Raw genomic sequence first — 23,067 nt, forward strand, 5'->3', positions numbered from 1 at the left:
TAGCAGAATGATAAATGCTACAAGCAGCAAATCATCGAATAAGCCGTATGAAGAAAGCGGCTTATTCAGAACTGTAATTGACGTCATCAAAACAAAAACGACAAATCCGACCGTTGCACGATTGCGCATATCTGATCGTAATGTTTTGTCTTGTTCTTTATTCAGATTCATTTACGTGCCTTTGAAGAAGCCTTCCTCCAAGCCGATGTTACCAGACACTTGAACGGGAATATATCGTTGAATAGCATGTTCGGAGGCTATTGTTGTCATCCAGCCCGCAGACATTGGCTTTACAGCTCTATAACCAATCAATTCGCCCGCTATCCCGGCCGCTGCAATCTTGGTTTTCTCTGCTGCCTCAGCGCTGTCAATTATGTTCGTTAGGTAGGCGTCTATGTCGAATTCGCCTTCTGGAGACGGCAGCTTCGCCTTGTGAAAAGCTTTCAAGTATAACCGAATAGCCCGCTCTTTCCCGTATATCAGGAAGAAAGCCCACTGCTTCACTAAAGATAAGGCCGAGAAAACCGCAGAGCCGATAATTAGTACCCCCCAAGCAAAGAAAAAATTGCCGGGTGAATTTGGCGCATACGCAAAAAACGTCACAAAAATCCACGCGATTACAGCATCAACAACTAATCCGCAGGCGATGGAAAGCAGATAAAGCCTCCATGTCATGTGCGCCCCCCTTAGACAACCGTTCCCTAAACGCGGACTTTATCTATTAATCATTTAATCGCAACGCTGTTTTTCTCTCACTTCGAGTGAAAAAAATCCCTGATAATACAGGGAAAATACAGGCCGGTTACTTCCTGCTACCCATGCAGGCTTTGCGAAGCTTCTCGCTCTGGTCTGGCGGCAGTGGTGCCGTCATCATCGAACGGTACTTCATGCACTCAGGCGTTTCTTCCGCGCCCGCCGGTCGCATATTGGTGCAGTCTGCCAACGGAAAGAAAGCCGCAAGGAAAACTGCCGCTTTCAAATTCATATCAAGTCTTCTGGAAGCTCGGCACCATCCATCAGATGAATGATGATACGCTCATATTGATGCGCTTCCTGAGCCAGCCATGTTTCGGCGTTCTTGATAGCTTCATGCACTGGCGTCCGCTTGTGGCTGAGATATTTAGCCTTGTTGCGCGGGCAAGCAGTTCCATCGCTGAACAGCGTCACGATAATGTCGCGGTCTGTCCAATCTTCCTGATCCGAAGTCACCCCATATTTCATAGCCGCCCTCCAGTGAATGTTGATATTAATAAACTGCGACGGTTGAGGGAAAGCAAGGTCGCAAAAGTCGCGGACCAACGCAATTTTGAGCTTAATATCCCGGCCACGTATAATCGTTCATTGCCATGCCAGAGCAATGATAATCATACGTGAACTGTCCATTGCTCCGACTACGGCAAACATATACGGGTTGCCCATATTGATTGCGGATTAAATCCCAAGCGTAGCCATAATTCTGGGTTTGATACCCCTCGCCACCACAGTTATTGTTTGCGCATACTGCGACGGCTGTGCCGACCGCAGCTATAGCCACTCCAGCAGCGATTGCTTGGTTTTGTTGCCTCACCATATCGACGCATTGCTGAGCGGTGATACCCCGCTTTATCGCTTCGATGATAAGTTCCTGTCGAAACTCAGCGTCATTGGTTGTCACCATCGATCTACACAATGCTGCTTTGCCGACAGACTTTGGATTATTACGAAGCGTTTCTTTCGACGTTGTGCAAGCGCTCAATGCAAACGCTAGGGCAAGCGTCATTGACGCCCGAAAATAATGAACAGACATAATTGCCCCCTGCTTCCCCACGAAATCAGAAGCACAGCACGCGGAAAGAGTCTATCTCAACTTTCGCCGCACAACGCTTGTCTCGACAGCTTGCCAAAACTTTGCTTTGATCCGTAAGGGGGTTGGGGGAGTAAAAATTGGCGAAAGCGAAAAACTGGATTCTAGGGGCAGCTGCGTTATTCGTACTTGTGAAGGTTTTCGGTAAAGACGAACCGCAAACTGTACCATCCTCGCCCACTGTAGCTTCGCAACCTGCTAACAAATCTCCCGAACCGGCAATGCAGCCGCTGGGCTTTGTGCAGGCGACTTCTCCACGGCAGACGGAACAGCCACCTCCATCGTCTGCCCGTCATCCGCTCGTGGGCAAATCGCTCTATGCGACCGCCAACGTAAATATGAGGCAGGAACCATCTGTTTCGGCACAAATCATCACCTCAATCCAGCGAGGCAATGCGGTTACGGCTTTGAACTATCGATCCGGCTGGTTCAGTGTGTCTTATGACAATCGCACTGGTTGGGTGTCTGAACAGTATCTGGCAGAAAAGCCGCCAATCGCGCCGAGGAACGCTGTTAACACTTCTAGGTCAGTTGCGCCGCCTGTAGCATCTCGTTCCGCTCCAGCGCGTCGTTCGGGACAGCCAGCGCGTTCCGCTTATGTCGGAACTTGTGATTGTCCATACGATAGAATGCGAAATGGACGTTTATGCGGACGTAATAGCGCTTACAGCAAACCGGGCGGGCGCAGTCCTGTTTGCTATCATTAGCAATTAATGTTCATTTGCCCAATCCGATGTAATGCCATCTTTGCCCATGATGCCGTAGGTGCCACCCGTGTTGATAAACCAGACGGTGAATAGCGCGCACAGCACCAAAAATACAGTGACGGAGATATTGAGCCGTGGCTTCCGCTGCTTGCGTCTCAACATGAGATAAACGCCAGCGCCAACCGCAGCAGATCCGATATATGCCGCAATCATACGGACCTCCGTTATGCAGATTATAAAAAAGGCAGGCGCTTTGACGCCTACCTCGATTTCCTTCTCTTGCAACCTAAGCGCAAAAAGATTGGCGTATTGATCAGCCTCTGTCAGTTACTTCTTTTGCTTCTCGGCGTCTTTGATCTGTGTGGTGAAGCCGCCACCTGTCTTGCTTGCCGCCTTATCAGCAGAGGCTGACTTGTCCTTCTTCGGTTTGCGCACTTCACGATTGCTGCGTACTTGGCCTTTTGCCATGATGGACACTCTCTTGCATGTGAGCGGAAGGTTCCAGACCTTCACGAATATTCGTTCAGGTCATTGTGCTCAGATTTGAGCGTATCACCAATGTCAAGCGAGCGTGTAACAATTCAATGGATCAGATGGGCTTTGTGATAATGCCTCCAGTATTAACGGGAAGAATACGGGACAGGCTCCGTTTGTTAAAGGCGGATAACGGGCCGGTCTTGCAACAGGGATAGTGCAACAATCAGCTCAAAAGCACTGCCCTTAAGTCGGTGTTTTGTGCCAGCAAAAAGCCCCGGCTGCAGGGGCGCAAACCGGCGCTGCGCTTTTTAATTCCGTCAAGGCAAGCGGCCAGAGCCACCTTCATCGTGACGCTCACTGTATTTTCGACTAAGGTAGTCAAGGGCAGCTTCTGCCATTGCCTCCGTCAATCCAGTTTGCAGGTGGCCGTTTATCACTACCACCGCACCGTTGAAGACGTCAATTACCGCAAATTTCCCGTCGCTATCGTGACGGATGTCGAAGCCGTTTTTAATCATCGGACTTCCCTTCTGATGGGATAACTAACGATGAGCGGTTTAGTTCAAAATCCTCGCTTTTCAATTACCGGTTCCCCTTATGGAACTTGTCTCCGATTGGAGGCCACCGCTCCTGAATTGGTGTTTTTAATACATATTATTCTCTCGTGATGATTATAAGTCCGACAAGATAGGCAACCTTCAATCAACATCACCAAAACTTAAGGAAAAAACAATGGACAAAAACCGTGCCCCAAGCTCGGCGCTTTTGCTTGACTTAGCTCGTAAAGCTGGAGCTGAGCGAGGTAGCCGTACTGGCTTATTTTATGCATCTGCTTTGGCTAATGAGATATATACAGTAGCAAGCCTTGAATTGGAGATATATTGTTACTGATAAAATGAGGTTGATATGGCTCGTACTACTAAAGTGGCAACTGATAATAAGCGCCAGTTGGCCGACCAAGTTATCCACTACCTTGGCAAACCGTTAGAATCCCTCACTGAAAGGGAAATGCGTATCTTTCAGGGGCTCGTTGAGAGGCAAACCATTGCACGAAATGTAAATCGCGTATTTGACGATAAGTTAACTTTCGGGCAGAGGCTGGCTGACAAAGTTGCTGAGTTTGGTGGGTCGTGGGCATTTATTATTGTGTTCGCCGCACTGCTCGCAATTTGGGTCAGTATTAATTTGCTGGCCGCTACGCACGCGATTGATCCGTACCCGTTTATATTTCTAAATCTAATTCTATCGATGATTGCTGCTTTGCAGGCTCCGATAATTATGATGAGCCAGAATAGACAGACATCAAGAGACAGGCTTGATGCTGGTCATGACTATGAGGTGAACTTAAAAGCTGAAATTGAGATTATGGCGCTTCATGACAAATTAGATCAAATGAGATCAACTGAACTGCGCTCACTTATCGAAAAGCAGCAGGAGCAGATTGAATTGCTTACGAAATTCATGATGGGAAATGCCAAATAGCTCATTCAACTTTGACGTGCTTATAAGTTTCCCTCTGACTTTCGTTTAATTTCACATAGCCTCACTCATGCGGGATTTTTTCTTTTGTCCAAAGGAAACACAATCGCACGGCGCATCAACGCGGCGGGGCTTAGAACAGTTTGGCAACGAGCCAAATAATCGTCCCATAGACTAGGCCACCAATGAAAACGAAAACGACCAATGCTTGAATGGGATGGCCATTCCTAGTCGGTTTTTTCTGAGAAGAGACAGCAAATTGGATAATGCCAAGTGCAGCACCAATTAATAGAGCAGTTACGTAATTCATGGATTCCCCTCGGTGCCGCCCCGGCACCGCAAATCACTATCAGCAAAAAATCAGAATTCAAACAAGGTCCTTCAATCGAGTGTCTTTTGCCCCTCGGTCATCTCTTCAACGCCACACCCGGCCCGCTTGCTACCTGTCCATCTTCGAGAAATTGGACGCCTGCCGCTTCGAGGGCTTTGCTAATCGCCTCCAGATTATTGACTACCGGCACAGAGCGACCGGCCTCAAAGTTGCGAACGGTGGAGGCTCCCACGCGTGCAGCTTTTGATAATTCATCTTGCGATAGGCCAACCAAGCCACGCGCGGCACGGCATTGTTCAGAAGAAAGCATTATTACCTCACATAACTATTTTCGTTATGTGTAACGAATTAATGTTGACACGTCTATATGTAACGATTATCGTTATGGTTAACGAATAATATTACATGAAAGATGGTTAAAGATGTTCAACTTGTCAGCAATCATGAATGAAGCGTGGGCCAGCTATCACCGCCAGTACAGCAAGCGCGCTTTCAAGCGCAGCACGTTTAACTGGCTCCTGATGGTGTCGTGGAAGCGCACAAAGGATGAAGCACTGCGCATCAGCAATCCGGTACTGGCAAAGGTGGAAGCCCTTCGCGAACAAATTGAAATGCTTTCCTATAAGCCTTGGAGCGTGGACATTCAGAGCCGCCGCCGCGATATGGAAGCGCAGATTTCGAGGCTTCTGGCGGCATAGTGTGACGGTTGCAATCGTCACGTATTTCTAACCGTCACGAGAAAACGTAATAAAATCAATGGCTGTGACGGTTGTGACGCCTGTGACGGTTATTTGGAACCACTCTGAGAGAGTATGCCCGACAAGGGCAAGACCGATCTAACCAATTCTGAAAATCTGGAGAAGTCGAATGACGGAACGCACCATTCCGGCTAACGCCGAAGGCTTGTCTAAAAGCGAGCCGCAGTTGTCAGACGTGGCATGTCTGGCCCTCGAAAATCTTAACGGCGCTCTCTGGGAGTTGAAGCAAATGGCTTCGATGATGGATGCCATGATTGAGCGTCATCTTTCTCAGGCGGTCGCCAGCAAAAACGAATACGACCAATATGTTTTTTGTTTCTCCGCTGGTTTGCGTGACGAAATACTTTTCGCGGTATCGGACACAAGGCGGCGGGCCTTTGAAGCCCATGCGGATATGCTCAAAGCGTTGGAGGCTGTCCAATGACCTCGATCAACAAAAAGCTTGTTACTGACACCTTCGGTCAATCTGTCCAAGATGGACAGGCAATTGCACGCACCATTCAGGAAGCCGTCGAAGACTTGGTTTTCCTCATGCAGTCGCTCTATGGCGAGCCTTTCCGAACAGACATCAATCATGAGGTTGGCTACGTGCTGATCAGCAGGAACAGCAAGGGAGCATTATCATGAGCCATTCCATCTCAGACGCTGGACGCTTCCAGCTTCAAAATGATTTAGAAAGTGAAGTAACTTTTCTTCGAGATTTGGTCGAAGTGATAGCTGAGAACCTCTTGGAAATAAACCCTTCTGACTTCCCCGAACGCGCCAAGGACCGAGTAAGGATTGCAACCACGTTAGCGGTCGTCACTCGCGATAGAGCAACCGAAGCCTGCCGCCAGATGGATAAGTTGTTTGAGGTGGCAGAATGAACCGCCGTTTCTTTCTCAAGCTTTTTCCTGCCGCAAGTGCCTCCGTTGCTCTGCCTGTTGATGTGACTGGAGCCACTTCAAAGCTGGTTCTAGGCGAGCCAGCCCATCTCTCTGAAAAGTGGCGGGGCGACGGCTACTATGAGGTACTGGACGCGGGCAATATTCGGATTCTGAGTGTCGTTCGCTGGAGTGCCTATGACTGCAAGAACGATGGCCGCTGCTATCGCTTCTCGCACCCAATATCCTGCCATCGTGGCGAGATTGTTTACCTGTACGAAGCCGCTATCGATGCCGCCCTGATCCGAAAAGTTGATTGGCCGTGTGTGAGGGCACAATCATGAAGCTTGCGCGTGTTGTTATAGCCCTTGTCATTCTCAAGACCGCTAGACGTATAGCCTTTGCGTTGTTTCCGAAGGATGGAGGCACCAAATGAGTAGCCCTGCCATCAACCGCCTGCGCCGTCTGTTTCTGGAGCAATGGATTGATAAAGCTATCGCGCTTCTCGATCAGATTGACGGGGATGCTGACTTTGAAGACACCAACGAGGATTTCGTAGACGAACGCGAAAACCCGGAAAGGATGCTGGGAGGGCAAGGAGCATGAACCAGCCCGCCAATTCATCAGCCGAGGTTCATGCTTTCCCGCGTCGTAATGGTCTGAACCCATTTGAGCAGGCAAAGCAGGAACTCGCCGCGTTCAAGTTCTCGCTATTTGAGACAGTTGCAGCCGATCCGCTTTTGCGCGCTGGTCAATGCCTCAATCTGATTATCGTCTACGCGTCCCTTGTCACCATCGACAAGAAGACATTGCAGGCAACGACCGCCTACGCATCAAACAGCCGTATCTATGCGCGCGCTGGTCTAAGGTCGGCGCATACAGCAATCAAGGCACGCCGGAAGCTGGAGCAACACGGCTATCTAATTCCAACGGGTAAAACCAAAGGCATGACAATCTATCGTCTCGCCAACCCGCATCAGGAGCGCGTGCAGATGCTCATTCAAGAGATGGAGGATCTAGCCAGAGAGCGAAGCAGCGACCGGAAAAGGATTGCACAAACTGCAACCTTGCCAGCGATAGGGATTGCAGAAAATGCAGCCCCTGAAAATCTCAAGGATTGCAATATTTGCACCCCAAGGATTGCAGAAAGTGCAAGGCAGGGATTGCAAGAAGTGCAACCAAATACCTTTAAGGAATACCTTACAGGATTACCTGTAATAAACGGCTATGAAGACAGCGACGGTTCTCCAGTTATGGGTGACGTTGAGGGGGAGCGAAGCGCGCAAATCAAAAGCGCTGTAGCAAGCTCCCCCGACTTCCCGGCAAAGAAAAAAAACGGGTACGCACTCGCTGCAAACGGTGAGGATGAAAGCACACCATTTTCGGCTCCATCATCACAGCAAGAGGCCGATAAATTTTTAGCGACCGTGTTTGGCTCAGATTTGAACCAGATGCATGAGCGCGTGCTGGATGGTTGCCGCAAACGCCTGATGAATGGATTGCTCACACCGGCGTTCGTCAGAGCGCGCATCGAAGCACTGGAGAAGCAGCCAGCTTTCGGAGGTGCTTCCCATGCTCGATAAGCTGACCAGCCTGCATGAAGGTTTCCCAATCGTTGACCTTTCGCGCCATCAATGTAAGTGGCCGGTCAATCGGGCGCACGCTGGAGAGCTTCACTTTTTCTGTGGTGAGGCAGTCCAAATTGGACAGCCATACTGCGAGGAACATTGCCGAAAAGCTTACAAGGTAAGGCAGGTCGCTTCATTGGTCAGAGCCTAAATAAGCTAATTTACGGGGAAGCTGTGAAACTGTTTGCATGGCAGGATGCCAGCGCCCCGCTGTGGGGAGAGAGGTAAAATTGCTCGTTGCCACTTGTGGGCAATTGCTTACAAGTCAGGTCGGCAGACTTTCCCAAGGTGGAATGCGACGCGGTTTCATGAGTTAGCTTGAAAAGGCCTTATTGATCCGTCATGGCAGCGATTTGCATAGCCAATGAGCTTTCTTACTCATCTAACTAAATCGCACGAAATACCGGAATAATCGCAATGATGACGCACGCTCTTATTATCTCGCTACATGTCGTTTCCGTCTTTTCTGGTGTTGCCGCCGCCATCTTGTGGTTTCGCTCAGCCGATATTGATATTCCGGATATCGCACCCACGAAACATCACAAGAACAAAGAAGGCAGCCTTTCAGATGAATGGGTTGAGCAGTTTTCGGCTAATTTGAAATCGCATCGCAAGCAATGGCTAAAATCTACGCGCTACAACAAGGCGGCAGCATCAGCGGCGGCAGCGGCGGCAATGGCTCAAGCAATTGTTTATCTGCTCAATCTTATCAATCTACTAGCTTAGCCGGAACAATTTGAAGGTCTGCCCAACTTGGACGCACCCCGCCAGACGAAAATGAATTGGGGTCTTTAAAACCCTTTGGCTCTTAGGCAAGGAGCCCCGTGACATTGGGAGACATGCCGGGGCTTTTTTATGCAACGGAAAAAAACCAGATGACTGGCGCAATGAGCAGAACAGCGACTGTGGACCAAACTACACGCCAGCCAACGCTATTCGTTGCCATGAACGCGGTTGCTACGATTGAACCAGCCACCAAGATTGTGACAGGCCAATAGATCGACATGTAAAAAATGATGGCAACCCACCAAGAAATCGTAATCATGAGACGGATTTAGGCTACATCTCGCTTTTGAGCAATTGCTATGGTTGGAGCAAATATTTTTAGCGTGACAGAAATGTCATCATATTGTCTCGGAACATATATGTGGCGTGGATGTTTATTATGCGCAAACACCTATAGGAGTAATGCAATGAAGAACGTTCTTATTGCTGCCGCTGCATTTGCAATGATTTCCGGCTCTGCCCTTGCGCAGGAGCCACCTAAGCCGCCTGCACCTCCCGAAGCTGGTGCACCGGGAACACCGCCACCACCTCCTCCACACGGTGGACCGCACCGCGCCCCTGATAAGTCCGCACATATCCGCGTGGAAGATAAGGGGTATAAGGTCGACGTAAAGTGTGCAGAAGACCAGTCGACGATTGAGTGCGCCGAGGTTGTTTACAAACTTCTCGACCGCGTAGGTCCGCCTAAGAAGTAAATTTGCAAGTCAAACCCCGCTTCGGTGGGGTTTTTTATTGCCCCCTTGACCACCAAGAGCACCTCTGCCAGCTTGCGGTAAACAGTGGGAGTGGTTTCATGTCAAACATTCGCGAATTTCTTGAAAGCCGTATTGAGGCATTGAGAGCAAATATCGAGCGCCACCACCAACACCTTGACCTCATTGAGCGACTTCCAAATCCTAATGCGGATATACACGCCGAGGAGGTTGAAGAGTACGAGCGCCGTCGTGATTTAGATCAAACGCTTCTTGACCGGAGAATTAACGAACTGGCCGCTTTGGCAGTGTGCAACTAAACCACAGATGCTAATTTGCGGGAGAGCATGGGATTAAATGGGCCTTTTCATAAAAATTATTGGCATACTCGCATTAATCCCCGGATTGACGATTGCTGTTTTCGGCGTTGGAGAGACAGGTAACGATAGGCTTGTTCTATTGTCTTGCGGCATAAGCCTATGTTTATCAGGTGTGGTTTTGATCTGCCTTGGTTTGGTTGTTGAGCACCTATACGATATGAAAAAAACTCACGAACGCCTCATCAAGCTTTTAGAAGAAACCAAATAGACCGGAAAGCTCAAGCCTCTGCGCATACCTTAAGGCGGGTGCAGGTATAACGTCCATCGTTTTAAGTCATCCGACGAAATCCGTCGCATCTGAGATTGGTATGAAATCTGTAGCGACCTCTTATCGGTGCCAGCGCCTTTTAAGGTCTCCTGAATTTTAAGGAGGGGGTATGCTCAAAATTGAGCAGACCTTCATTCGTTATAAGCAGAAAAACCCAGCGTACGAATTTTGTACGGGTGACGTGCCCCACCGTGGAGCGCTATCTGCAAGGGTGTAGTGCCCGTGCAGGCCGTTCGGTAAGAATTTACCGGGGGTATCAGTTCAATCGACACCCTTTCTCGGAACTATCCGAAAAACGACTTTCGGGACCAATACGCGCACGCGCGCGAGGCGTCACCGATTAATCTGACATCACTACGCGAGAGAAACACCGATTTAAGTGACATCATAACGCGAGCAGAAAAAGTGACGGCTCTCTCCAAATCTGGAGACACCCCGTTGCGGATGGTTTTGTGGCCGTGCTTTTATTTCAAGGATAGTATCAAGCTGCTCAAGCCGCCCCATGTCACGGAGACGCCGATAGCCAAGAGCAAGAATGCGGTTAGCCTCGTCAATACCGCCGTTCCCGCTGGACCGATTTTCTTAAAGATTGCGTCTGAGTACCTGTAGCAAATTGCAACGCAGATGAAGACCAAGACGATTCCGACAACCGCACCGGCGTAAGATGCCACTTCGTTCTGTAGGCTACCTTCCATTTTACTCGATAATGTGAGGATGATAGCAATCGTACCGGCCCCGGCTGTGATGGGCATAGTCAATGGGAAGAATGCTATATCTGCTGATTTATCACGACCAGTAGGCGCTTCTGCTACACCCGCTGGTGGTGCCGGGTCCGCAACTAGCATTTGCCAAGCAGTGAAGAATACGAAAATCCCTCCTGCCACCCGTATATCGGCAAGAGCGACACCAAAGAACTGGAGGACGCTTGGACCGGTGAACAACGTTATGATGAGCAGGATAGCTCCGTAACAGGCCACCCTATAGGCAAGCTTGTGACGTTCCTCTTTGGGCTGGCGACTGGTTTGAGCCAGAAACACAGGAGCCATGCCAATAGGATTAACCATTGAAAATACCGACATGAAGGTGAATGTCAGTGTGTGAATAAAAATCCATTCCATTGGTAGTGCCCCTTTTGTCCAAATCAAGCCGAGTTCAAGTTCATCACCAAAATACTGCGTTTTGGTGAATGGACACATCGCTGCGCATTGGAGAGGGCGCTTAGGCTGGCGTGTTGGCGCTATTAGACACGACATTCTAGTGGTCGGGCAGACAACGACAGATTGTCACACTCCGACATTCAAAGTATGTCGGAAAGATAAGTCCGAAAGCATTTTCAGAAACCGCTTATTTGACGGTTATTAGACGACTTTCTCTATCATTAACTTAAGTGTTTGATTTTATTGGTACGCCCAAGGGGAATCGAACCCCTGTTTGCGCCGTGAGAGGGCGCCGTCCTAACCGCTAGACGATGGGCGCGGAGTTTGGATCGTCGTTGCTGATATAGCCTCGACCGCGAAAAAGCGCAATGCCAGTATCTAGACCAGCATCTAGAAATAATATGGGCGGCAAAACCGCCGCCCGGAAATCCCGTTCACTCTACATTGCCAAGCTTAACGCGCCCCACAATTCGTGATTCGCGATAGTCATAAATAATGAGTTCAGTACCGCCATCCGGCAGAAGCGTTTCCAGGGAAAGCATCTCGCCGGAAAGGCTTTGCGACAACAAGCGTGTGCCCGGCGCAAGCTCAATCTGCGATTCAATCAGCTTTGGAGGCTCCGGCTTAAGAGGTTCCGCAACCTGTCCAGGGATGTCAGAACGCGCCTCAGCCGCAGGCGGAGTTTCCGGTGCGCGATTGATCTTGTAGACAACTGCGACAAGCACAGCCATAAGACCAATCAACATAACACCTATGGAAACCGCAAGCAGACGGATCATCTTGCGACGGACCTTCTCCATCGCCGGATCAAGCGGGGGTTCCGGTTGCTGTTGGTCCGGATAATAGCCCTGCTGATAGTCCTGATATCCTGAATCCTGCTGATTCTGATATCTGGGATAGTGTGGATCCTGCATTAAATGACTCCGGTTCATGCACCCGCGTGGCGCGTGATAACGAAGGGAAGAGACAATTGAAAGAACTAATTGCCGACACGGATGCTACGGGCAAGAGATTAGACCAGTGGTTGGCCGCAGCATTGGGGCCGGAACTCTCCCGCAGTCGCGTCCAGTCCCTGATTGCTGAAGGCCATGTGACCCTCGATGGTGTTCCTGCCAGCAGCGCAAAGCAGAAGCTGCGCGCAGGTATGAAGATTACCGTCGTGCTGCCCGAGCCTGAACCGGCTGATCCGCAAGGCGAGAACATCCCACTTGATATTCTCTTTGAGGACGATGATCTCATCGTCATCAATAAGCCCGCGAGGCTTGTCGTGCACCCTGGCAATGGCAACTGGACGGGAACAATGGTCAATGCCTTGATATACCATTGTGGCGATAGCTTGTCCGGCATCGGCGGTGTTCGCCGTCCCGGCATTGTGCATCGTCTGGATAAGGACACCAGCGGCGTGATGGTCGTTGCCAAGAACGATCACGCCCACCGGCATTTAAGTGAGCAATTTGCCGACCATGGCCGCACTGGCGATCTGGAACGCGCGTATCTCGCGCTTGTCTGGGGCATGACCGAGCGCCCCCAGGGCTATATCGACGCCTATCTTGGACGCTCGCATCGCGATCGCACCAAGCAGGCTGTCGTCAATGAAGAGCGTGAAGATGCCCGTCATGCCGTCACCCATTATGTGACAATTGAAAAATTTGCGCCGCAAGAGGATGCAACCTCACTTGCCTCGCTGGTGGAATGCCGTCTTGAAACAGGCCGAACACACCAGATCCGCGTGCACATGGCCCATATTGGTCATCCACTGGTTGGCGATATGGATTATGGCGGCGCTTACAAAACCAAGGCCAACAAGCTGCCAGAGCCGCTTAAAAATGCCGTAAATGGCTTCCAACGCCAGGCATTGCACGCAAGGCTTCTTGCCTTCACCCACCCCACAACAGAAGAACTGATGCGTTTTGAAGCGGACATGCCCGAAGATATGCAGCAGCTTCTGGAAAATTTCCGCCAGCACTCTATATAGAGCCCTGTCAATCATTCCGGCTCGGAAACAGCCAGCCGTCATGCGAATTTCGGCTGGCGTTCACATTCTAGTGACACATTGTTTCATGGGTTTAAAGATCGTGTTTTCGCCAAAATCATACCTATATATGTAAGTTCACGCAGGAAGTGCAGGAGGCAGCCAGCGTGACAGGTTCGCCAGACGGGAACCTGAAATTATAAAGGAGGGTGCTTTATGGCCCAGGTTAGTCTTCCAAGTATTACATCCGGTGACGGCGGGCTTACCCGTTATCTGGAAGAAATTCGCCGCTTTCCCATGCTTCAGCCGCAGGAAGAATACATGCTGGCGAAGCGTTATCATGAACATGCTGACCCCAAGGCTGCGCATAAGCTTGTGACAAGCCATCTGCGTCTTGTGGCAAAAATCGCCATGGGCTATCGCGGCTATGGCCTGCCAATCGGCGAAGTTATTTCCGAAGGCAATGTCGGCCTGATGCAGGCAGTCAAGCGTTTTGAACCCGAACGGGGTTTCCGTCTTGCCACGTATGCAATGTGGTGGATCAAGGCTTCGATCCAGGAATATATCCTGCGCTCGTGGAGTCTTGTGAAGATGGGCACGACGGCCAATCAGAAGCGCCTGTTTTTCAATCTGCGCAAGATGAAGAGTAAGATTCAGGCGCTCGATGATGGTGATCTCAACCCGGATCAGGTCAAGCAGATCGCAACCAAGCTGCAGGTCAGTGAAGACGAAGTGGTCTCGATGAACCGCCGTCTGTCGGGCGATGCTTCGCTCAACGCTCCTTTGCGCGCAGCCGAAGGTGAATCGGGTGAATGGCAGGACTGGCTTGTCGATGATAGCAGCAGCCAGGAGCAGGTTCTGATCGAACAGGACGAGCTGGACAGCCGCCGCTCGCTGCTTGAACAGGCGATGGATACACTGAACGAACGCGAACGGCTTATTTTTAAGGCACGCCGCCTTTCGGAAGATCCAATGACGCTGGAAGATCTTTCCGGCCAGTTCGGAATCAGCCGCGAACGCGTGCGTCAGATCGAAGTGCGCGCTTTTGAAAAAGTCCAGGCTGCAGTCAAGGCCGCAGCTTTCAAACAGCAAAAGGCACTCAATCATGTTGAGGATGCACAAGCCTGAACCTGACAAATTCGGATTGTTACTGCCGCAAATGGATCTTTCCATTTTGCGGCAGTTTCGTTTCTGTCATCCAATCAATAAGAATCTGTCAAATAACTGTAATGGAATGTCTTTAGGCAACGGTACATATTTCACCGAAGCCTGAAGGTCTCCCAATGAAAAAGCTCCTGCTTGCTGCAACGTTTGCTCTGAGCGCTGCCACTGCTGTATCTGCTTCTGAATATGTCTCTTATCTTGATTATCCTCAGAAAGAGCAGGACGGAAAAGAATTCTACACTGCCATTGAAATCCCTCAGGGTAGCTTCACCAAATATGAGATCGATGACAAGACCGGCCACATCGTGGTTGATCGCTATCAGTCGATGCCAGTCGTCTACCCAGCCAATTACGGTTCGATCACCAGCACGCTGGCAGGCGATGGCGATCCACTCGACGCCCTTATCTATACCCGTGAGCCGATCGTTCCGGGCGCCATCATCAAGGTTCGCCCAATTGGCGTTCTCAAGATGATTGATGGCGGCGAAAAGGACGACAAGATTGTGGCCGTCCCGACCTCAAAAATCGACCCGACCTATGACACCATCAAAGAAATTTCAGACCTTCCTAAGATTGAGCAGCAGCGCCTTGAAGCCTTCTTCCGCGTTTATAAGCAGCTGCCAGAAGGCCGAAAGCTCGTTGAGTTGAACGGTTTTGACAATGCTGAAACCGCTGCAAACGAAGTCGCTCAAGCGATTAAGGCTTTTTCTGAAAAGAAGTAACCGGACGAAATATCGGGTAAAAGAAAAGGCCGCTTCAAGCGGCCTTTTCTGATTCCGGTTTAAGTCTTAGCCGGCACCCAGAACGTCATTGAAGACCTTCTCGCCCGGAACGCCTTTTTCCAGGCTGATCAAGGCGCGGCGACCATTGCGATAAGAAATCGGAATGTCGATCCATTGCAGACGGCGCATCAGCGAAAGGTTGGTATCCTGCGCGGTCTTTGCATCGTTGAGCCAGATAATGAAGAAGTTATCGGCAATCTTCGACGGTACGGCGATCAGGGGATTGCCGGCGGCCTGCTCAGTATCCTTAAAAGTAATGCGTTGAACATTATCAATCGCACCGCCAACAAAATTCTCGGGCACTGTGAACACCATCTCAATTAGATGACTGGCCGGAATGGATTGATCGGTGTTCTTGCGAATCGTCATTTTCAGCTCGACGTTGCTTTCAGGCATCGTCACCGTTGCGCGAATGGCAGGCGCTGCCGGTTCGCCTTCGCTTGGGCTTTCTTCAATCTCAGACCAGACCACATTTCCGCGTTCGACCGAACCGGTTTCTGTTCCGCCGCGCTCTTCGTAAAGAAGCGCCTGCTGGCCAACAGCGACGGCTTGCTGAGACTGCGGCTGATTCTGCGTGTTTGTCTGCTCATTACCAGGCGTTGAAGCGGCGGTGGACTTGCCCTCACCAATGCCAGCATCACCACCCGAAGGGCCATTATCCACTTCACTGCCATCGGGCATCAGACGCTGCGTCATCTTCTGGTTTTCAGACGATGGTTGTTGTGCATTCTGCTGCGGCTCGGTGGCTGCCGGTGATGTGTTCGCATCTGACGGCGCTGTCGTCGTATCGCTGCTTGCAGGCGCATCGCTGCGGCCAAGGCTGGAGGCCATTTCCTGCAACGTGTCCTTGTTGCTCCAGAGCGCATAACCGCCTGCACCAACCACCAAAAGGGCGACAAGCCCAATCATCAAACCAGTGTAGGAACGCTTTGTCCCGGAACCATCAGCATCGGCATATTCTCTGCGGCGCGAAGAGGCTGGCTCATCCTCACCATCCCGATCACGTTCCACAATCCATTCATCCGGACGGCGCGCATATACGGGCGCTGCATCACCGTCATCATCGCCATTACTATCGGAGGCACGGCGATCTGCCGAAAACGGAACCTCATCATCATAGGAAGAGGTTGCGGCTGAAAGGGTTGATTCGTGCAGAAACTCTTCGAGTGCATCACTCTGCGGCTCTTCGGGCGCAGGCACCGAAGCAGGCGGCGCGTAGAAAGCTTCGACTTCTTCAATCGCATCTTCAAGAATTTTGCGTTGGCGAACAGCCACGGACTGCGAGGCATTAGCCGTCACAAGCTTCTGTTCAATCGTTGCACGTGCCTTTGCATAGACGCGCTGGCGCAGCTCCGGCGATTTGTCCGCCTGCGCATCGATTGTCTTTTTCAGAACCGCTACAAAATCAGCCATGCCGTCTTACCCAGTTTCCGCGAGTACGAAATGCAATAAATATCTCAATAATCACAATAATCGATAGAAAGCAAAGGCCTACGGCACGATTAAGCAAGGCCTTGCAAAATGATCGCAAAAAAACCTTAAAAAATTCCCCGGTCAGCCATGATGACAAACCGGGGATTTTTTCAGAATAATGTTGCTACGAAAATAAGTTAGTCCTGAAACGGGTCCGTGACAAGAATAGTATCTTCGCGTTCTGGGCTTGTCGAAAGCATTGCAACCGGAGCACCGATCAGTTCTTCAATGTGACGAACATATTTGACTGCCTGCGCCGGAAGATCGTTCCACGAACGTGCGCCTGCCGTCGTTTCCGACCAGCCCGGCAGCGTTTCATAGATCGGCTTGACGCGCGCCTGCGCACCCATCGAGGATGGCAGATAATCGATGCGCTTGCCATCAAGCTCGTAAGCCACGCAAATCTTGATTTCTTCAAGACCGTCGAGAACGTCGAGCTTGGTCAGTGCAATGCCGGTAATGCCCGAAGTGCGAACCGTCTGACGAACGATCACCGCATCGAACCAGCCGCAACGACGCTTACGACCCGTCACCACGCCGAATTCATGGCCCTTGGTGCCAAGGAATTCGCCGATTTCATCGTTGAGTTCGGTCGGAAACGGACCTTCTCCAACGCGGGTCGTGTAAGCTTTGGTGATGCCAAGTACATAACCGATTGCTGTTGGACCAAGGCCCGAACCAGCAGCGGCCTGACCGGCAACGGTGTTCGAAGAGGTCACAAACGGATAGGTGCCGTGGTCGTTATCAAGCAGCGCGCCCTGCGCACCTTCAAAAAGGATGCGGTCGCCAGCCTTGCGGCGTTCATCGAGAACACGCCAGACCTGATCAATATAGGGAAGGATCTTGTCCGCAACCGAGGTCAGCTCTTCAAGAATGGTCGCAACAGGAATTTCTTCAAGGCCCATGCCGCGGCGCAGCAGATTGTGATGCGCAAGCAGACGCTCAACCTTTGGCTCTAACGTGTCCAACTCGGTCAGATCGATTACGCGGATCGCGCGACGGCCAACCTTGTCTTCATATGCAGGGCCGATGCCACGCTTGGTGGTGCCGATCTTAAGGCCTTCGGTTGCCCCTTCGCGCATCGCGTCGAGTTCGCGGTGAACCGACAGAATCAGCGGTGCATTTTCTGCAATACGCAGAACGTCAGGGGTGATTTCGATCCCCTGCGCACGCAGCTTTTCAACTTCCATGACGAAATGATGCGGGTCAACCACAACACCATTACCGATCACGCTCAGTTTGCCACGCACAAGGCCGGATGGAAGAAGCGAAAGCTTGTAGCTGACGCCATCGATAACAAGTGTATGACCCGCGTTATGACCGCCCTGATAGCGCACGATGACATCGGCGCGTTCGGACAACCAGTCCACGATCTTTCCCTTGCCCTCGTCGCCCCATTGCGACCCGACGACAACTACATTCGCCATTGAGAAAACTCCTCGGTCCGGCATACAGCCGTTTAAAAAAACCCAAGGATCGCAAGCAGCCTCACATATGCAACGCGAGGTGCTGATCCCTCGTCTCTATACAGACTGAATACCGCTTGCGCGACTCTTTCATGCAAGAAACTAAGGAAAAATTGAAAATATTGGTGCGAAAGGCGTCCTCAACCCAGCCGAGCGGGTATATTTGTGATCTCTAACCTGCACGGACCATATACAGCGCTTCATCCGAATAGCCTTTCAGCTTTTCTTCGAGTGCTGGCACGTCGCGGGTAACAAAGCCTTTTTTCTCCCAGAACCCCTGCGAACCATTCACCGCAACTAAGGCCATGGTGACAAAACCATCGCGCTCTGCCTGAGCGGCCATCAGGTCGACCACACGCGATGCCTGCCCACCAGAGCGAACCTCCGGCAAAAGGGCGATATCGTGAATATAATAGGTGCTGGTTTCCTTGGGCAGTTCGCCCAGAACAGAATTCAGCGCAGGCACCGAATCGAGTTGCCATGGATGGCTGATGCCATAACCGAGGATTTCAGCGCCACGCACCAGCACAAAGCAACCCGCCGGATAGATTTTGAAGCGGTCCCGGAAGACCGCCTCGTCCTCGAAAAAATCGGGATGAACAATGTTGGCGACAGACGTAACACCCGCAATATCCAGCGCCTGCATCCGTCGCCATTCTGCCTGTTCAATCCCGTCTGCCATATCGCTCAAGCTTCCTCGATGTTGAATTCCAAAGGTCTTGCCGCCTTGATTGCCTCTTGAGCGATCAGTTCGTCAAGTGCTGCCTGTGGAATCTTGTCATCGACATAGAGCATCGCAATAGCATCGCCGCCTGGATGATCACGTCCGAGCGCGAAGTTTGCGATGTTGATTTTATGCTTGCCGCAGATCGTTCCCAGCAGACCGATCATGCCTGGAATGTCGACATTGGTGACATAAAGCATGTGCGGACCGACTTCCGCATCAAGGTTGATTCCCTTGATCTGGATGAAACGGGCCTTGCCATCCGAAAAGCAGGTGCCGGCAATCGAGCGTTCACGTTCTGTGGTTTTCACGGTCAGCTTGATATAGCCGTCAAAAATACCGGACTTGTCGCGCTTGATCTCGGAAACGATGATTCCGCGTTCCTTCACCATGATCGGTGCCGAAACCATATTCACATCGGCCACTTGCGGACGGATCAGACCAGCAAGAGCAGCACTGACCAGAGCACGGGTGTTCATGGCGGCTGTCGCGCCATCAAAAAGCACTTCCACCTCCTGAATAGGCTCGTCCGTCACCTGACCGACAAAAGCCCCCAGAACTTCTGCAAGCTTGATGAATGGTCTAAGACGCGGCGCTTCTTCTGCGGTGATCGAAGGCATGTTGATCGCGTTGGAAACTGCCCCTTTAACCAGATAGTCCGACATCTGCTCGGCCACCTGGATCGCCACATTTTCCTGCGCTTCGGACGTGGAAGCACCAAGATGCGGTGTGCAGACCACATTGGGCAGATTGAACAATTCGTTCTCTGTGGCGGGTTCGGTTTCGAAGACATCAATCCCGGCACCGGCAACATGACCGGATTTCAGCGCTGCGACTAAGTCTTTTTCAACGATCAGACCGCCGCGTGCACAATTGACAATGCGCACGCCCGGCTTTGTTTTCGCAAGTGCCTCAGCATTGATGATGCCGCGCGTTTTATCGGTCAGTGGTGTGTGCAGCGTGATGAAATCAGCGCGTGCCAAAAGTTCATCCAGCTCAAGCTTTTCGACGCCAAGCTCCTGCGCCCGTGCTTCCGACAGAAACGGATCGAACGCAACGACATGCATCTTGAGACCAATAGCGCGCGCAGCAACAACCGCGCCAATATTGCCGCAACCCACAACACCAAGCGTTTTGCCGGTAATTTCCACGCCCATGAAGCGGTTCTTTTCCCACTTGCCAGCGCGGGTGGAAACGTCTGCCTCTGGCAACTGCCGCGCAACTGCAAACATCAATGCAATGGCATGTTCGGCGGTGGTGATGGAATTGCCAAAAGGCGTGTTCATCACAATAATACCGCGGCGCGAGGCCGCTGGAATATCAACATTGTCCACGCCAATACCGGCGCGACCAATGACCTTGAGCTTGCTTGCTGCTGCAATCAGCTTTTCGGTTGCCTTGGTGGCAGAGCGAATGGCAAGGCCGTCATACTGACCAATAACTTCAAGCAGCTTTTCTTTGTCTTTGCCAAGCTCTGGCAGGTAATCAACTTCAACGCCGCGATCCTTGAAAATCTGAACGGCAGTCGGCGACAATTTATCGGATACGAGTACGCGAGGTGCCATAAGGGCCTCCTTCGGATTTCGGATGTGCACGATAATAAGATGCGGGCTATGGCCGTCCCAACTCCGGCCACAGCTCTCTGCATCGCTTGCGATTATGCAGCGGCTTTCAATGCAGCTTTCTGCGTGGCAAAAGCCCAATCAAGCCAGGCCGTCAGCGCTTCCAGATCAGAAGCCTCGACCGTCGCACCCGTCCAGATGCGAAGGCCAGAAGGCGCATCGCGATAAGAACCGATATCGAAAGCAACGCCTTCCTTTTCGAGAGACGAGACGATGCCCTTGGCAAAAGCTGCCTGTGCATCCGCCGAAAGTGCGCTTACTTCCGGATCAACAATTGTCAGACATATCGATGTGTTGGAGCGCGTTTCTGGCTTTTTGGCCAGATTGGCAATCCACGGCGTTCTCTCAACGAAGGCATTGAGCACGGCAAAATTTGCATCCGCACGTTCGACAACACCATCAAGGCCACCGATGGACCGCGCCCAGCTCAGTGCATCAAGATAATCTTCAACGCAGAGCATCGAAGGGGTGTTGATGGTTTCGCCAACGAAAATGCCTTCGATCAGCTTACCGCCGGACGTCATGCGGAAGATCTTTGGCAACGGCCATGCTGGCTTATAGCTCTCCAGACGCTCAACAGCGCGTGGGGAAAGAATGAGCATACCATGCGCGCCTTCACCGCCCAGCACTTTCTGCCAGGAGAATGTCACCACATCAAGCTTTGCAAAATCAAGGCGCTGCGCAAAAGCAGCCGAGGTCGCATCGCAAATGCTCAGACCCTTGCGGTTGGCCGGAATGAAATCGGCATTCGGCACACGCACACCCGAAGTGGTGCCATTCCATGTGAAAACCACGTCGCGGTCGAAATCAACTTCAGCAAAATCGACAATCTCACCATAGGGTGCAACAAAGGTGCGGGTGTCTTCAAGCTTGAGCTGCTTGATCACGTCTGTAACCCAGCCGGCGCCGAAGCTTTCCCATGCCACCATATCAACGCCGCGCTCACCAAGCATCGACCACAGCACCATTTCCATCGCACCTGTATCCGATGCAGGAACAATGCCTATGCGGTAATCAGCTGGAACGCCAAGAATTTCACGGGTAAGGTCGATGGCTTCTTTGAGCTTGTTCTTGCCGATTTTCGCGCGGTGCGAGCGGCCAAGCGGCGCATCGGCAAGCGCTTGAAGCGACCAGCCGGGACGTTTTGCACAGGGACCTGAAGAAAAATTAGGGTTAGCCGGGCGAACTGCCGGCTTCGCAATCGTCGTCATTTTGTTTCCTATCCTCTCAGATAGCACGCGCCTCGTTGGGGAGGCGTGGCCCGCTGATGAAAATACCGGAAAGCAAAATTTTCACAATATGGTGTGGCAGTTATTTTTACAAAACCCGCCACGGCAGCCGCAGCGGGTTCAACTGTTCAAAAGTTATTTGCTGGATGGCTTATCTTGCATGCGCCTATAAATACTTGCAACGAGCGCACCGGAAACATTGTGCCACACACTGAAAACAGCACTCGGAACAGCCGCCAAAGGCGAGAAATGCGCATTCGCAAGCGCCGCACCCAGACCGCTGTTCTGCATACCAACCTCAATACTGATGGCCTTGCGTTTGGCAAGCGAAAGACCGGCTGCGCGGGCCGCGAAATATCCCAGCAGCAAACCGAAACCATTATGCAGCACGACAACTGCGAAAATCATTGCACCTGACTGGGCGATCGCGGCTTTGTTGACGGCAACCACAGCCGCAACAATCAAAACGATACCGATAACCGACACCAGTGGCAGCATCGGTACCGCAGCCTTCACAAGACCAGGCATCAGCTTTTGCAGAATGAAGCCCAGCGCGAGCGGTACGAGAATAACCTTGAGGATGCTGATAAACATACTCATCGCATCGACCGGAAGATACTGACTGGCAAAAAACCACACGAGAAACGGTGTAACGAGGGGAGCAAGCAAAGTCGTAACACTGGTGCAGGCAACACTGAGCGCAACATCTCCTTTGCTGAGATAGGTCATAACATTGCTGGCTGTGCCACCCGGACAGCAGCCGACAAGAATGACACCGGCAGCAACCTCAGGTCCCATCGGAATAATCCGGGTCAACAAAACCGCAAGGAGCGGCATAATCAGGAATTGAGCCCCAACACCAATGAGCACTTCAAACGGCCGCTTTGCAACTTCCGCAAAATCCTTGGTCGAAATTGTAAGACCCATGCCAAACATGATGATGCCAAGCAACACAACGATCCATGGCGCAAACACGCTGAACGTCGATGGCAGCAGGAAGCCAAGCACGGCAAAGACGAGTATCCAGACAGCAAAGGAGCGTCCGACGAAATCTGACAAAGCGACGAGGGCTTTCATTTCTCTCCCTTCAGACTGCGCACAGTCTAATTTTTATTTTTGAGACAACATGAATTTCATGCGGCCTTTTATGCGCAATTTGAAATTTTAAAAACGAAAAATCGCTAAGTTGCTAACTTATGTGTGGTTTGGATGGGAAGTTAGGACATAAAAAGAAAAAGACCCGGCTTGCCGAGTCGTTGGTTCAAT

Annotated in this window: 32 protein-coding genes and 1 tRNA gene; 16 read left to right on the plus strand and 17 right to left on the minus strand. The window is 51.3% G+C overall.

The features are described from left to right. Positions 1-171 precede the first annotated feature (171 nt). The 4 genes from ABE530_RS10610 to ABE530_RS10625 all read right to left on the minus strand — a co-directional run bounded on the left by ABE530_RS10610 (position 172) and on the right by ABE530_RS10625 (position 1,786). Complete coding sequence (locus tag ABE530_RS10610; RefSeq protein WP_499694498.1) at positions 172-675, minus strand: hypothetical protein; 504 nt, start codon at positions 673-675, stop codon at positions 172-174. 127 nt (positions 676-802) lie between these two features. After that, the gene (locus ABE530_RS10615) at positions 803-985 is read right to left on the minus strand and encodes a hypothetical protein (protein WP_499694499.1); all 183 of its coding nucleotides are present in this window, start codon (positions 983-985) and stop codon (positions 803-805) included. Continuing rightward, positions 982-1,221: a hypothetical protein gene (locus ABE530_RS10620; protein WP_499694500.1), complete on the minus strand. Its 240-nt coding sequence runs from the start codon at positions 1,219-1,221 to the stop codon at positions 982-984. The genes ABE530_RS10615 and ABE530_RS10620 overlap by 4 nt, the downstream gene beginning before the upstream one ends. A 91-nt stretch (positions 1,222-1,312) precedes the next feature. Then, positions 1,313-1,786: a hypothetical protein gene (locus ABE530_RS10625; RefSeq protein ID WP_499694501.1), complete on the minus strand. Its 474-nt coding sequence runs from the start codon at positions 1,784-1,786 to the stop codon at positions 1,313-1,315. Between the two features lie 395 nt (positions 1,787-2,181). Here ABE530_RS10625 and ABE530_RS10630 point away from each other — a divergent pair, with 395 nt between their 5' ends. Beyond that, a complete protein-coding gene (locus ABE530_RS10630) occupies positions 2,182-2,550 on the plus strand; it encodes an SH3 domain-containing protein (RefSeq protein WP_499694582.1) in 369 nt (122 codons plus the stop codon). A 3-nt stretch (positions 2,551-2,553) separates the two neighbouring features. Here the strand turns inward: ABE530_RS10630 and ABE530_RS10635 are convergent, their stop codons facing one another. The 3 genes from ABE530_RS10635 to ABE530_RS10645 form a co-directional block, all read right to left on the minus strand. Further along, positions 2,554-2,763 carry a hypothetical protein gene (locus tag ABE530_RS10635; protein ID WP_499694502.1) on the minus strand — a complete coding sequence of 70 codons (210 nt, stop codon included), beginning with the start codon at positions 2,761-2,763 and terminating at the stop codon, positions 2,554-2,556. A gap of 114 nt (positions 2,764-2,877) precedes the next feature. Next, positions 2,878-3,018 (minus strand): hypothetical protein, encoded by a 141-nt coding sequence (locus tag ABE530_RS10640; protein ID WP_168436407.1) that lies wholly within the window; start codon positions 3,016-3,018, stop codon positions 2,878-2,880. A gap of 326 nt (positions 3,019-3,344) precedes the next feature. Beyond that, a complete protein-coding gene (locus ABE530_RS10645; protein ID WP_140023035.1) occupies positions 3,345-3,545 on the minus strand; it encodes a hypothetical protein in 201 nt (66 codons plus the stop codon). Between the two features lie 388 nt (positions 3,546-3,933). Here ABE530_RS10645 and ABE530_RS10650 point away from each other — a divergent pair, with 388 nt between their 5' ends. Further along, on the plus strand, positions 3,934-4,509 hold the full coding sequence (locus ABE530_RS10650) for a DUF1003 domain-containing protein (protein WP_499694503.1): 576 nt from the start codon (positions 3,934-3,936) through the stop codon (positions 4,507-4,509). A gap of 404 nt (positions 4,510-4,913) precedes the next feature. Here the strand turns inward: ABE530_RS10650 and ABE530_RS10655 are convergent, their stop codons facing one another. Continuing rightward, positions 4,914-5,147, minus strand: a complete 234-nt coding sequence (locus ABE530_RS10655) for a helix-turn-helix domain-containing protein (protein ID WP_499694504.1) — start codon at positions 5,145-5,147, stop codon at positions 4,914-4,916. Positions 5,148-5,259: 112 nt separating this feature from the next. Between ABE530_RS10655 and ABE530_RS10660 the strand changes: the two genes are divergently transcribed. The 11 genes from ABE530_RS10660 to ABE530_RS10710 all read left to right on the plus strand — a co-directional run bounded on the left by ABE530_RS10660 (position 5,260) and on the right by ABE530_RS10710 (position 9,884). Beyond that, positions 5,260-5,535, plus strand: coding sequence for a hypothetical protein (locus tag ABE530_RS10660; RefSeq protein WP_499694505.1), 276 nt, complete (start codon positions 5,260-5,262; stop codon positions 5,533-5,535). Between the two features lie 169 nt (positions 5,536-5,704). Further along, positions 5,705-6,019, plus strand: coding sequence for a hypothetical protein (locus ABE530_RS10665; protein WP_499694506.1), 315 nt, complete (start codon positions 5,705-5,707; stop codon positions 6,017-6,019). Beyond that, entirely contained in the window at positions 6,016-6,222 is a 207-nt protein-coding gene (locus tag ABE530_RS10670; RefSeq protein WP_499694507.1) for a hypothetical protein, read from the plus strand. The genes ABE530_RS10665 and ABE530_RS10670 overlap by 4 nt, the downstream gene beginning before the upstream one ends. Further along, positions 6,219-6,461, plus strand: coding sequence for a hypothetical protein (locus ABE530_RS10675; RefSeq protein WP_499694508.1), 243 nt, complete (start codon positions 6,219-6,221; stop codon positions 6,459-6,461). The genes ABE530_RS10670 and ABE530_RS10675 overlap by 4 nt, the downstream gene beginning before the upstream one ends. Further along, on the plus strand, positions 6,458-6,802 hold the full coding sequence (locus tag ABE530_RS10680; RefSeq protein WP_499694509.1) for a hypothetical protein: 345 nt from the start codon (positions 6,458-6,460) through the stop codon (positions 6,800-6,802). Before ABE530_RS10675 ends, ABE530_RS10680 begins: the two co-directional genes overlap by 4 nt. 88 nt (positions 6,803-6,890) lie before the next feature. Further along, positions 6,891-7,064, plus strand: coding sequence for a hypothetical protein (locus ABE530_RS10685; protein ID WP_499694510.1), 174 nt, complete (start codon positions 6,891-6,893; stop codon positions 7,062-7,064). A 566-nt stretch (positions 7,065-7,630) separates the two neighbouring features. Next, positions 7,631-8,041 carry a hypothetical protein gene (locus tag ABE530_RS10690; RefSeq protein WP_499694583.1) on the plus strand — a complete coding sequence of 137 codons (411 nt, stop codon included), beginning with the start codon at positions 7,631-7,633 and terminating at the stop codon, positions 8,039-8,041. Further along, positions 8,031-8,237 (plus strand): GcrA family cell cycle regulator, encoded by a 207-nt coding sequence (locus ABE530_RS10695; RefSeq protein WP_499694511.1) that lies wholly within the window; start codon positions 8,031-8,033, stop codon positions 8,235-8,237. Before ABE530_RS10690 ends, ABE530_RS10695 begins: the two co-directional genes overlap by 11 nt. 266 nt (positions 8,238-8,503) lie before the next feature. Further along, entirely contained in the window at positions 8,504-8,812 is a 309-nt protein-coding gene (locus ABE530_RS10700) for a hypothetical protein (RefSeq protein ID WP_499694512.1), read from the plus strand. Between the two features lie 467 nt (positions 8,813-9,279). After that, entirely contained in the window at positions 9,280-9,567 is a 288-nt protein-coding gene (locus tag ABE530_RS10705) for a hypothetical protein (RefSeq protein ID WP_499694513.1), read from the plus strand. Positions 9,568-9,665: 98 nt separating this feature from the next. Then, positions 9,666-9,884: a hypothetical protein gene (locus tag ABE530_RS10710; protein ID WP_499694514.1), complete on the plus strand. Its 219-nt coding sequence runs from the start codon at positions 9,666-9,668 to the stop codon at positions 9,882-9,884. Between the two features lie 792 nt (positions 9,885-10,676). On the opposite strand, the gene ABE530_RS10715 is transcribed toward ABE530_RS10710, so the two are convergent. The 3 genes from ABE530_RS10715 to ABE530_RS10725 form a co-directional block, all read right to left on the minus strand. Continuing rightward, positions 10,677-11,408 carry a MarC family protein gene (locus tag ABE530_RS10715; protein ID WP_499694515.1) on the minus strand — a complete coding sequence of 244 codons (732 nt, stop codon included), beginning with the start codon at positions 11,406-11,408 and terminating at the stop codon, positions 10,677-10,679. A 205-nt stretch (positions 11,409-11,613) separates the two neighbouring features. Then, positions 11,614-11,688, minus strand: a tRNA-Glu gene (locus ABE530_RS10720). Positions 11,689-11,803: 115 nt separating this feature from the next. Continuing rightward, positions 11,804-12,283: a hypothetical protein gene (locus ABE530_RS10725; protein ID WP_265984777.1), complete on the minus strand. Its 480-nt coding sequence runs from the start codon at positions 12,281-12,283 to the stop codon at positions 11,804-11,806. Positions 12,284-12,309: 26 nt separating this feature from the next. On the opposite strand from ABE530_RS10725, the gene ABE530_RS10730 reads away from it, so the two are divergent. The 3 genes from ABE530_RS10730 (at position 12,310) to ABE530_RS10740 (ending at position 15,227) form a co-directional block, all read left to right on the plus strand. Then, complete coding sequence (locus ABE530_RS10730; RefSeq protein WP_499694516.1) at positions 12,310-13,344, plus strand: RluA family pseudouridine synthase; 1,035 nt, start codon at positions 12,310-12,312, stop codon at positions 13,342-13,344. Between the two features lie 213 nt (positions 13,345-13,557). Beyond that, positions 13,558-14,469 carry an RNA polymerase sigma factor RpoH gene (gene rpoH, locus ABE530_RS10735; protein WP_499694517.1) on the plus strand — a complete coding sequence of 304 codons (912 nt, stop codon included), beginning with the start codon at positions 13,558-13,560 and terminating at the stop codon, positions 14,467-14,469. Between the two features lie 155 nt (positions 14,470-14,624). Continuing rightward, complete coding sequence (locus ABE530_RS10740) at positions 14,625-15,227, plus strand: inorganic diphosphatase (RefSeq protein ID WP_265984774.1); 603 nt, start codon at positions 14,625-14,627, stop codon at positions 15,225-15,227. A gap of 66 nt (positions 15,228-15,293) precedes the next feature. Here ABE530_RS10740 and ABE530_RS10745 read toward each other — a convergent pair whose 3' ends face one another. The 6 genes from ABE530_RS10745 to ABE530_RS10770 form a co-directional block, all read right to left on the minus strand. Further along, positions 15,294-16,700: a transcriptional regulator gene (locus tag ABE530_RS10745; RefSeq protein ID WP_499694518.1), complete on the minus strand. Its 1,407-nt coding sequence runs from the start codon at positions 16,698-16,700 to the stop codon at positions 15,294-15,296. A 197-nt stretch (positions 16,701-16,897) separates the two neighbouring features. Continuing rightward, the gene (locus tag ABE530_RS10750; protein ID WP_499694519.1) at positions 16,898-18,187 is read right to left on the minus strand and encodes an adenylosuccinate synthase; all 1,290 of its coding nucleotides are present in this window, start codon (positions 18,185-18,187) and stop codon (positions 16,898-16,900) included. Positions 18,188-18,398: 211 nt separating this feature from the next. Continuing rightward, complete coding sequence (locus ABE530_RS10755) at positions 18,399-18,908, minus strand: GNAT family N-acetyltransferase (protein WP_265984771.1); 510 nt, start codon at positions 18,906-18,908, stop codon at positions 18,399-18,401. Positions 18,909-18,913: 5 nt separating this feature from the next. Then, positions 18,914-20,515: a phosphoglycerate dehydrogenase gene (serA, locus tag ABE530_RS10760; RefSeq protein WP_265984770.1), complete on the minus strand. Its 1,602-nt coding sequence runs from the start codon at positions 20,513-20,515 to the stop codon at positions 18,914-18,916. A 92-nt stretch (positions 20,516-20,607) separates the two neighbouring features. Beyond that, positions 20,608-21,783, minus strand: coding sequence for a phosphoserine transaminase (locus ABE530_RS10765; RefSeq protein ID WP_265984769.1), 1,176 nt, complete (start codon positions 21,781-21,783; stop codon positions 20,608-20,610). 153 nt (positions 21,784-21,936) lie between these two features. Beyond that, positions 21,937-22,878, minus strand: coding sequence for a bile acid:sodium symporter family protein (locus ABE530_RS10770; RefSeq protein WP_265984768.1), 942 nt, complete (start codon positions 22,876-22,878; stop codon positions 21,937-21,939). Between the last annotated feature and the right edge of the window lie 189 nt (positions 22,879-23,067).

Origin of the sequence: Brucella sp. TWI559 (assembly GCF_039674265.1) — a bacterium.
In the GTDB taxonomy this organism is placed as follows: Bacteria; Pseudomonadota; Alphaproteobacteria; order Rhizobiales; family Rhizobiaceae; genus Brucella; species Brucella chromiisoli.

Bases quoted from the DNA above. Each gene is read 5' to 3' on its own strand.
- ABE530_RS10670 (WP_499694507.1), top strand. From the start codon at position 6,016: ATGACCTCGATCAACAAAAAGCTTGTTACTGACACCTTCGGTCAATCT.
- ABE530_RS10620 (WP_499694500.1), bottom strand. From the start codon at position 1,221: ATGAAATATGGGGTGACTTCGGATCAGGAAGATTGGACAGACCGCGAC.
- ABE530_RS10675 (WP_499694508.1), top strand. From the start codon at position 6,219: ATGAGCCATTCCATCTCAGACGCTGGACGCTTCCAGCTTCAAAATGAT.
- ABE530_RS10625 (WP_499694501.1), bottom strand. From the start codon at position 1,786: ATGTCTGTTCATTATTTTCGGGCGTCAATGACGCTTGCCCTAGCGTTT.
- ABE530_RS10710 (WP_499694514.1), top strand. From the start codon at position 9,666: ATGTCAAACATTCGCGAATTTCTTGAAAGCCGTATTGAGGCATTGAGA.
- ABE530_RS10660 (WP_499694505.1), top strand. From the start codon at position 5,260: ATGTTCAACTTGTCAGCAATCATGAATGAAGCGTGGGCCAGCTATCAC.
- ABE530_RS10640 (WP_168436407.1), bottom strand. From the start codon at position 3,018: ATGGCAAAAGGCCAAGTACGCAGCAATCGTGAAGTGCGCAAACCGAAG.
- ABE530_RS10765 (WP_265984769.1), bottom strand. From the start codon at position 21,783: ATGACGACGATTGCGAAGCCGGCAGTTCGCCCGGCTAACCCTAATTTT.
- ABE530_RS10680 (WP_499694509.1), top strand. From the start codon at position 6,458: ATGAACCGCCGTTTCTTTCTCAAGCTTTTTCCTGCCGCAAGTGCCTCC.
- ABE530_RS10655 (WP_499694504.1), bottom strand. From the start codon at position 5,147: ATGCTTTCTTCTGAACAATGCCGTGCCGCGCGTGGCTTGGTTGGCCTA.
- ABE530_RS10700 (WP_499694512.1), top strand. From the start codon at position 8,504: ATGATGACGCACGCTCTTATTATCTCGCTACATGTCGTTTCCGTCTTT.
- ABE530_RS10750 (WP_499694519.1), bottom strand. From the start codon at position 18,187: ATGGCGAATGTAGTTGTCGTCGGGTCGCAATGGGGCGACGAGGGCAAG.
- serA (WP_265984770.1), bottom strand. From the start codon at position 20,515: ATGGCACCTCGCGTACTCGTATCCGATAAATTGTCGCCGACTGCCGTT.
- rpoH (WP_499694517.1), top strand. From the start codon at position 13,558: ATGGCCCAGGTTAGTCTTCCAAGTATTACATCCGGTGACGGCGGGCTT.
- ABE530_RS10715 (WP_499694515.1), bottom strand. From the start codon at position 11,408: ATGTGTCCATTCACCAAAACGCAGTATTTTGGTGATGAACTTGAACTC.
- ABE530_RS10755 (WP_265984771.1), bottom strand. From the start codon at position 18,908: ATGGCAGACGGGATTGAACAGGCAGAATGGCGACGGATGCAGGCGCTG.
- ABE530_RS10740 (WP_265984774.1), top strand. From the start codon at position 14,625: ATGAAAAAGCTCCTGCTTGCTGCAACGTTTGCTCTGAGCGCTGCCACT.
- ABE530_RS10770 (WP_265984768.1), bottom strand. From the start codon at position 22,878: ATGAAAGCCCTCGTCGCTTTGTCAGATTTCGTCGGACGCTCCTTTGCT.
- ABE530_RS10645 (WP_140023035.1), bottom strand. From the start codon at position 3,545: ATGATTAAAAACGGCTTCGACATCCGTCACGATAGCGACGGGAAATTT.
- ABE530_RS10630 (WP_499694582.1), top strand. From the start codon at position 2,182: ATGAGGCAGGAACCATCTGTTTCGGCACAAATCATCACCTCAATCCAG.
- ABE530_RS10635 (WP_499694502.1), bottom strand. From the start codon at position 2,763: ATGATTGCGGCATATATCGGATCTGCTGCGGTTGGCGCTGGCGTTTAT.
- ABE530_RS10745 (WP_499694518.1), bottom strand. From the start codon at position 16,700: ATGGCTGATTTTGTAGCGGTTCTGAAAAAGACAATCGATGCGCAGGCG.
- ABE530_RS10695 (WP_499694511.1), top strand. From the start codon at position 8,031: ATGCTCGATAAGCTGACCAGCCTGCATGAAGGTTTCCCAATCGTTGAC.
- ABE530_RS10610 (WP_499694498.1), bottom strand. From the start codon at position 675: ATGACATGGAGGCTTTATCTGCTTTCCATCGCCTGCGGATTAGTTGTT.
- ABE530_RS10725 (WP_265984777.1), bottom strand. From the start codon at position 12,283: ATGCAGGATCCACACTATCCCAGATATCAGAATCAGCAGGATTCAGGA.
- ABE530_RS10705 (WP_499694513.1), top strand. From the start codon at position 9,280: ATGAAGAACGTTCTTATTGCTGCCGCTGCATTTGCAATGATTTCCGGC.
- ABE530_RS10650 (WP_499694503.1), top strand. From the start codon at position 3,934: ATGGCTCGTACTACTAAAGTGGCAACTGATAATAAGCGCCAGTTGGCC.
- ABE530_RS10615 (WP_499694499.1), bottom strand. From the start codon at position 985: ATGAATTTGAAAGCGGCAGTTTTCCTTGCGGCTTTCTTTCCGTTGGCA.
- ABE530_RS10665 (WP_499694506.1), top strand. From the start codon at position 5,705: ATGACGGAACGCACCATTCCGGCTAACGCCGAAGGCTTGTCTAAAAGC.
- ABE530_RS10685 (WP_499694510.1), top strand. From the start codon at position 6,891: ATGAGTAGCCCTGCCATCAACCGCCTGCGCCGTCTGTTTCTGGAGCAA.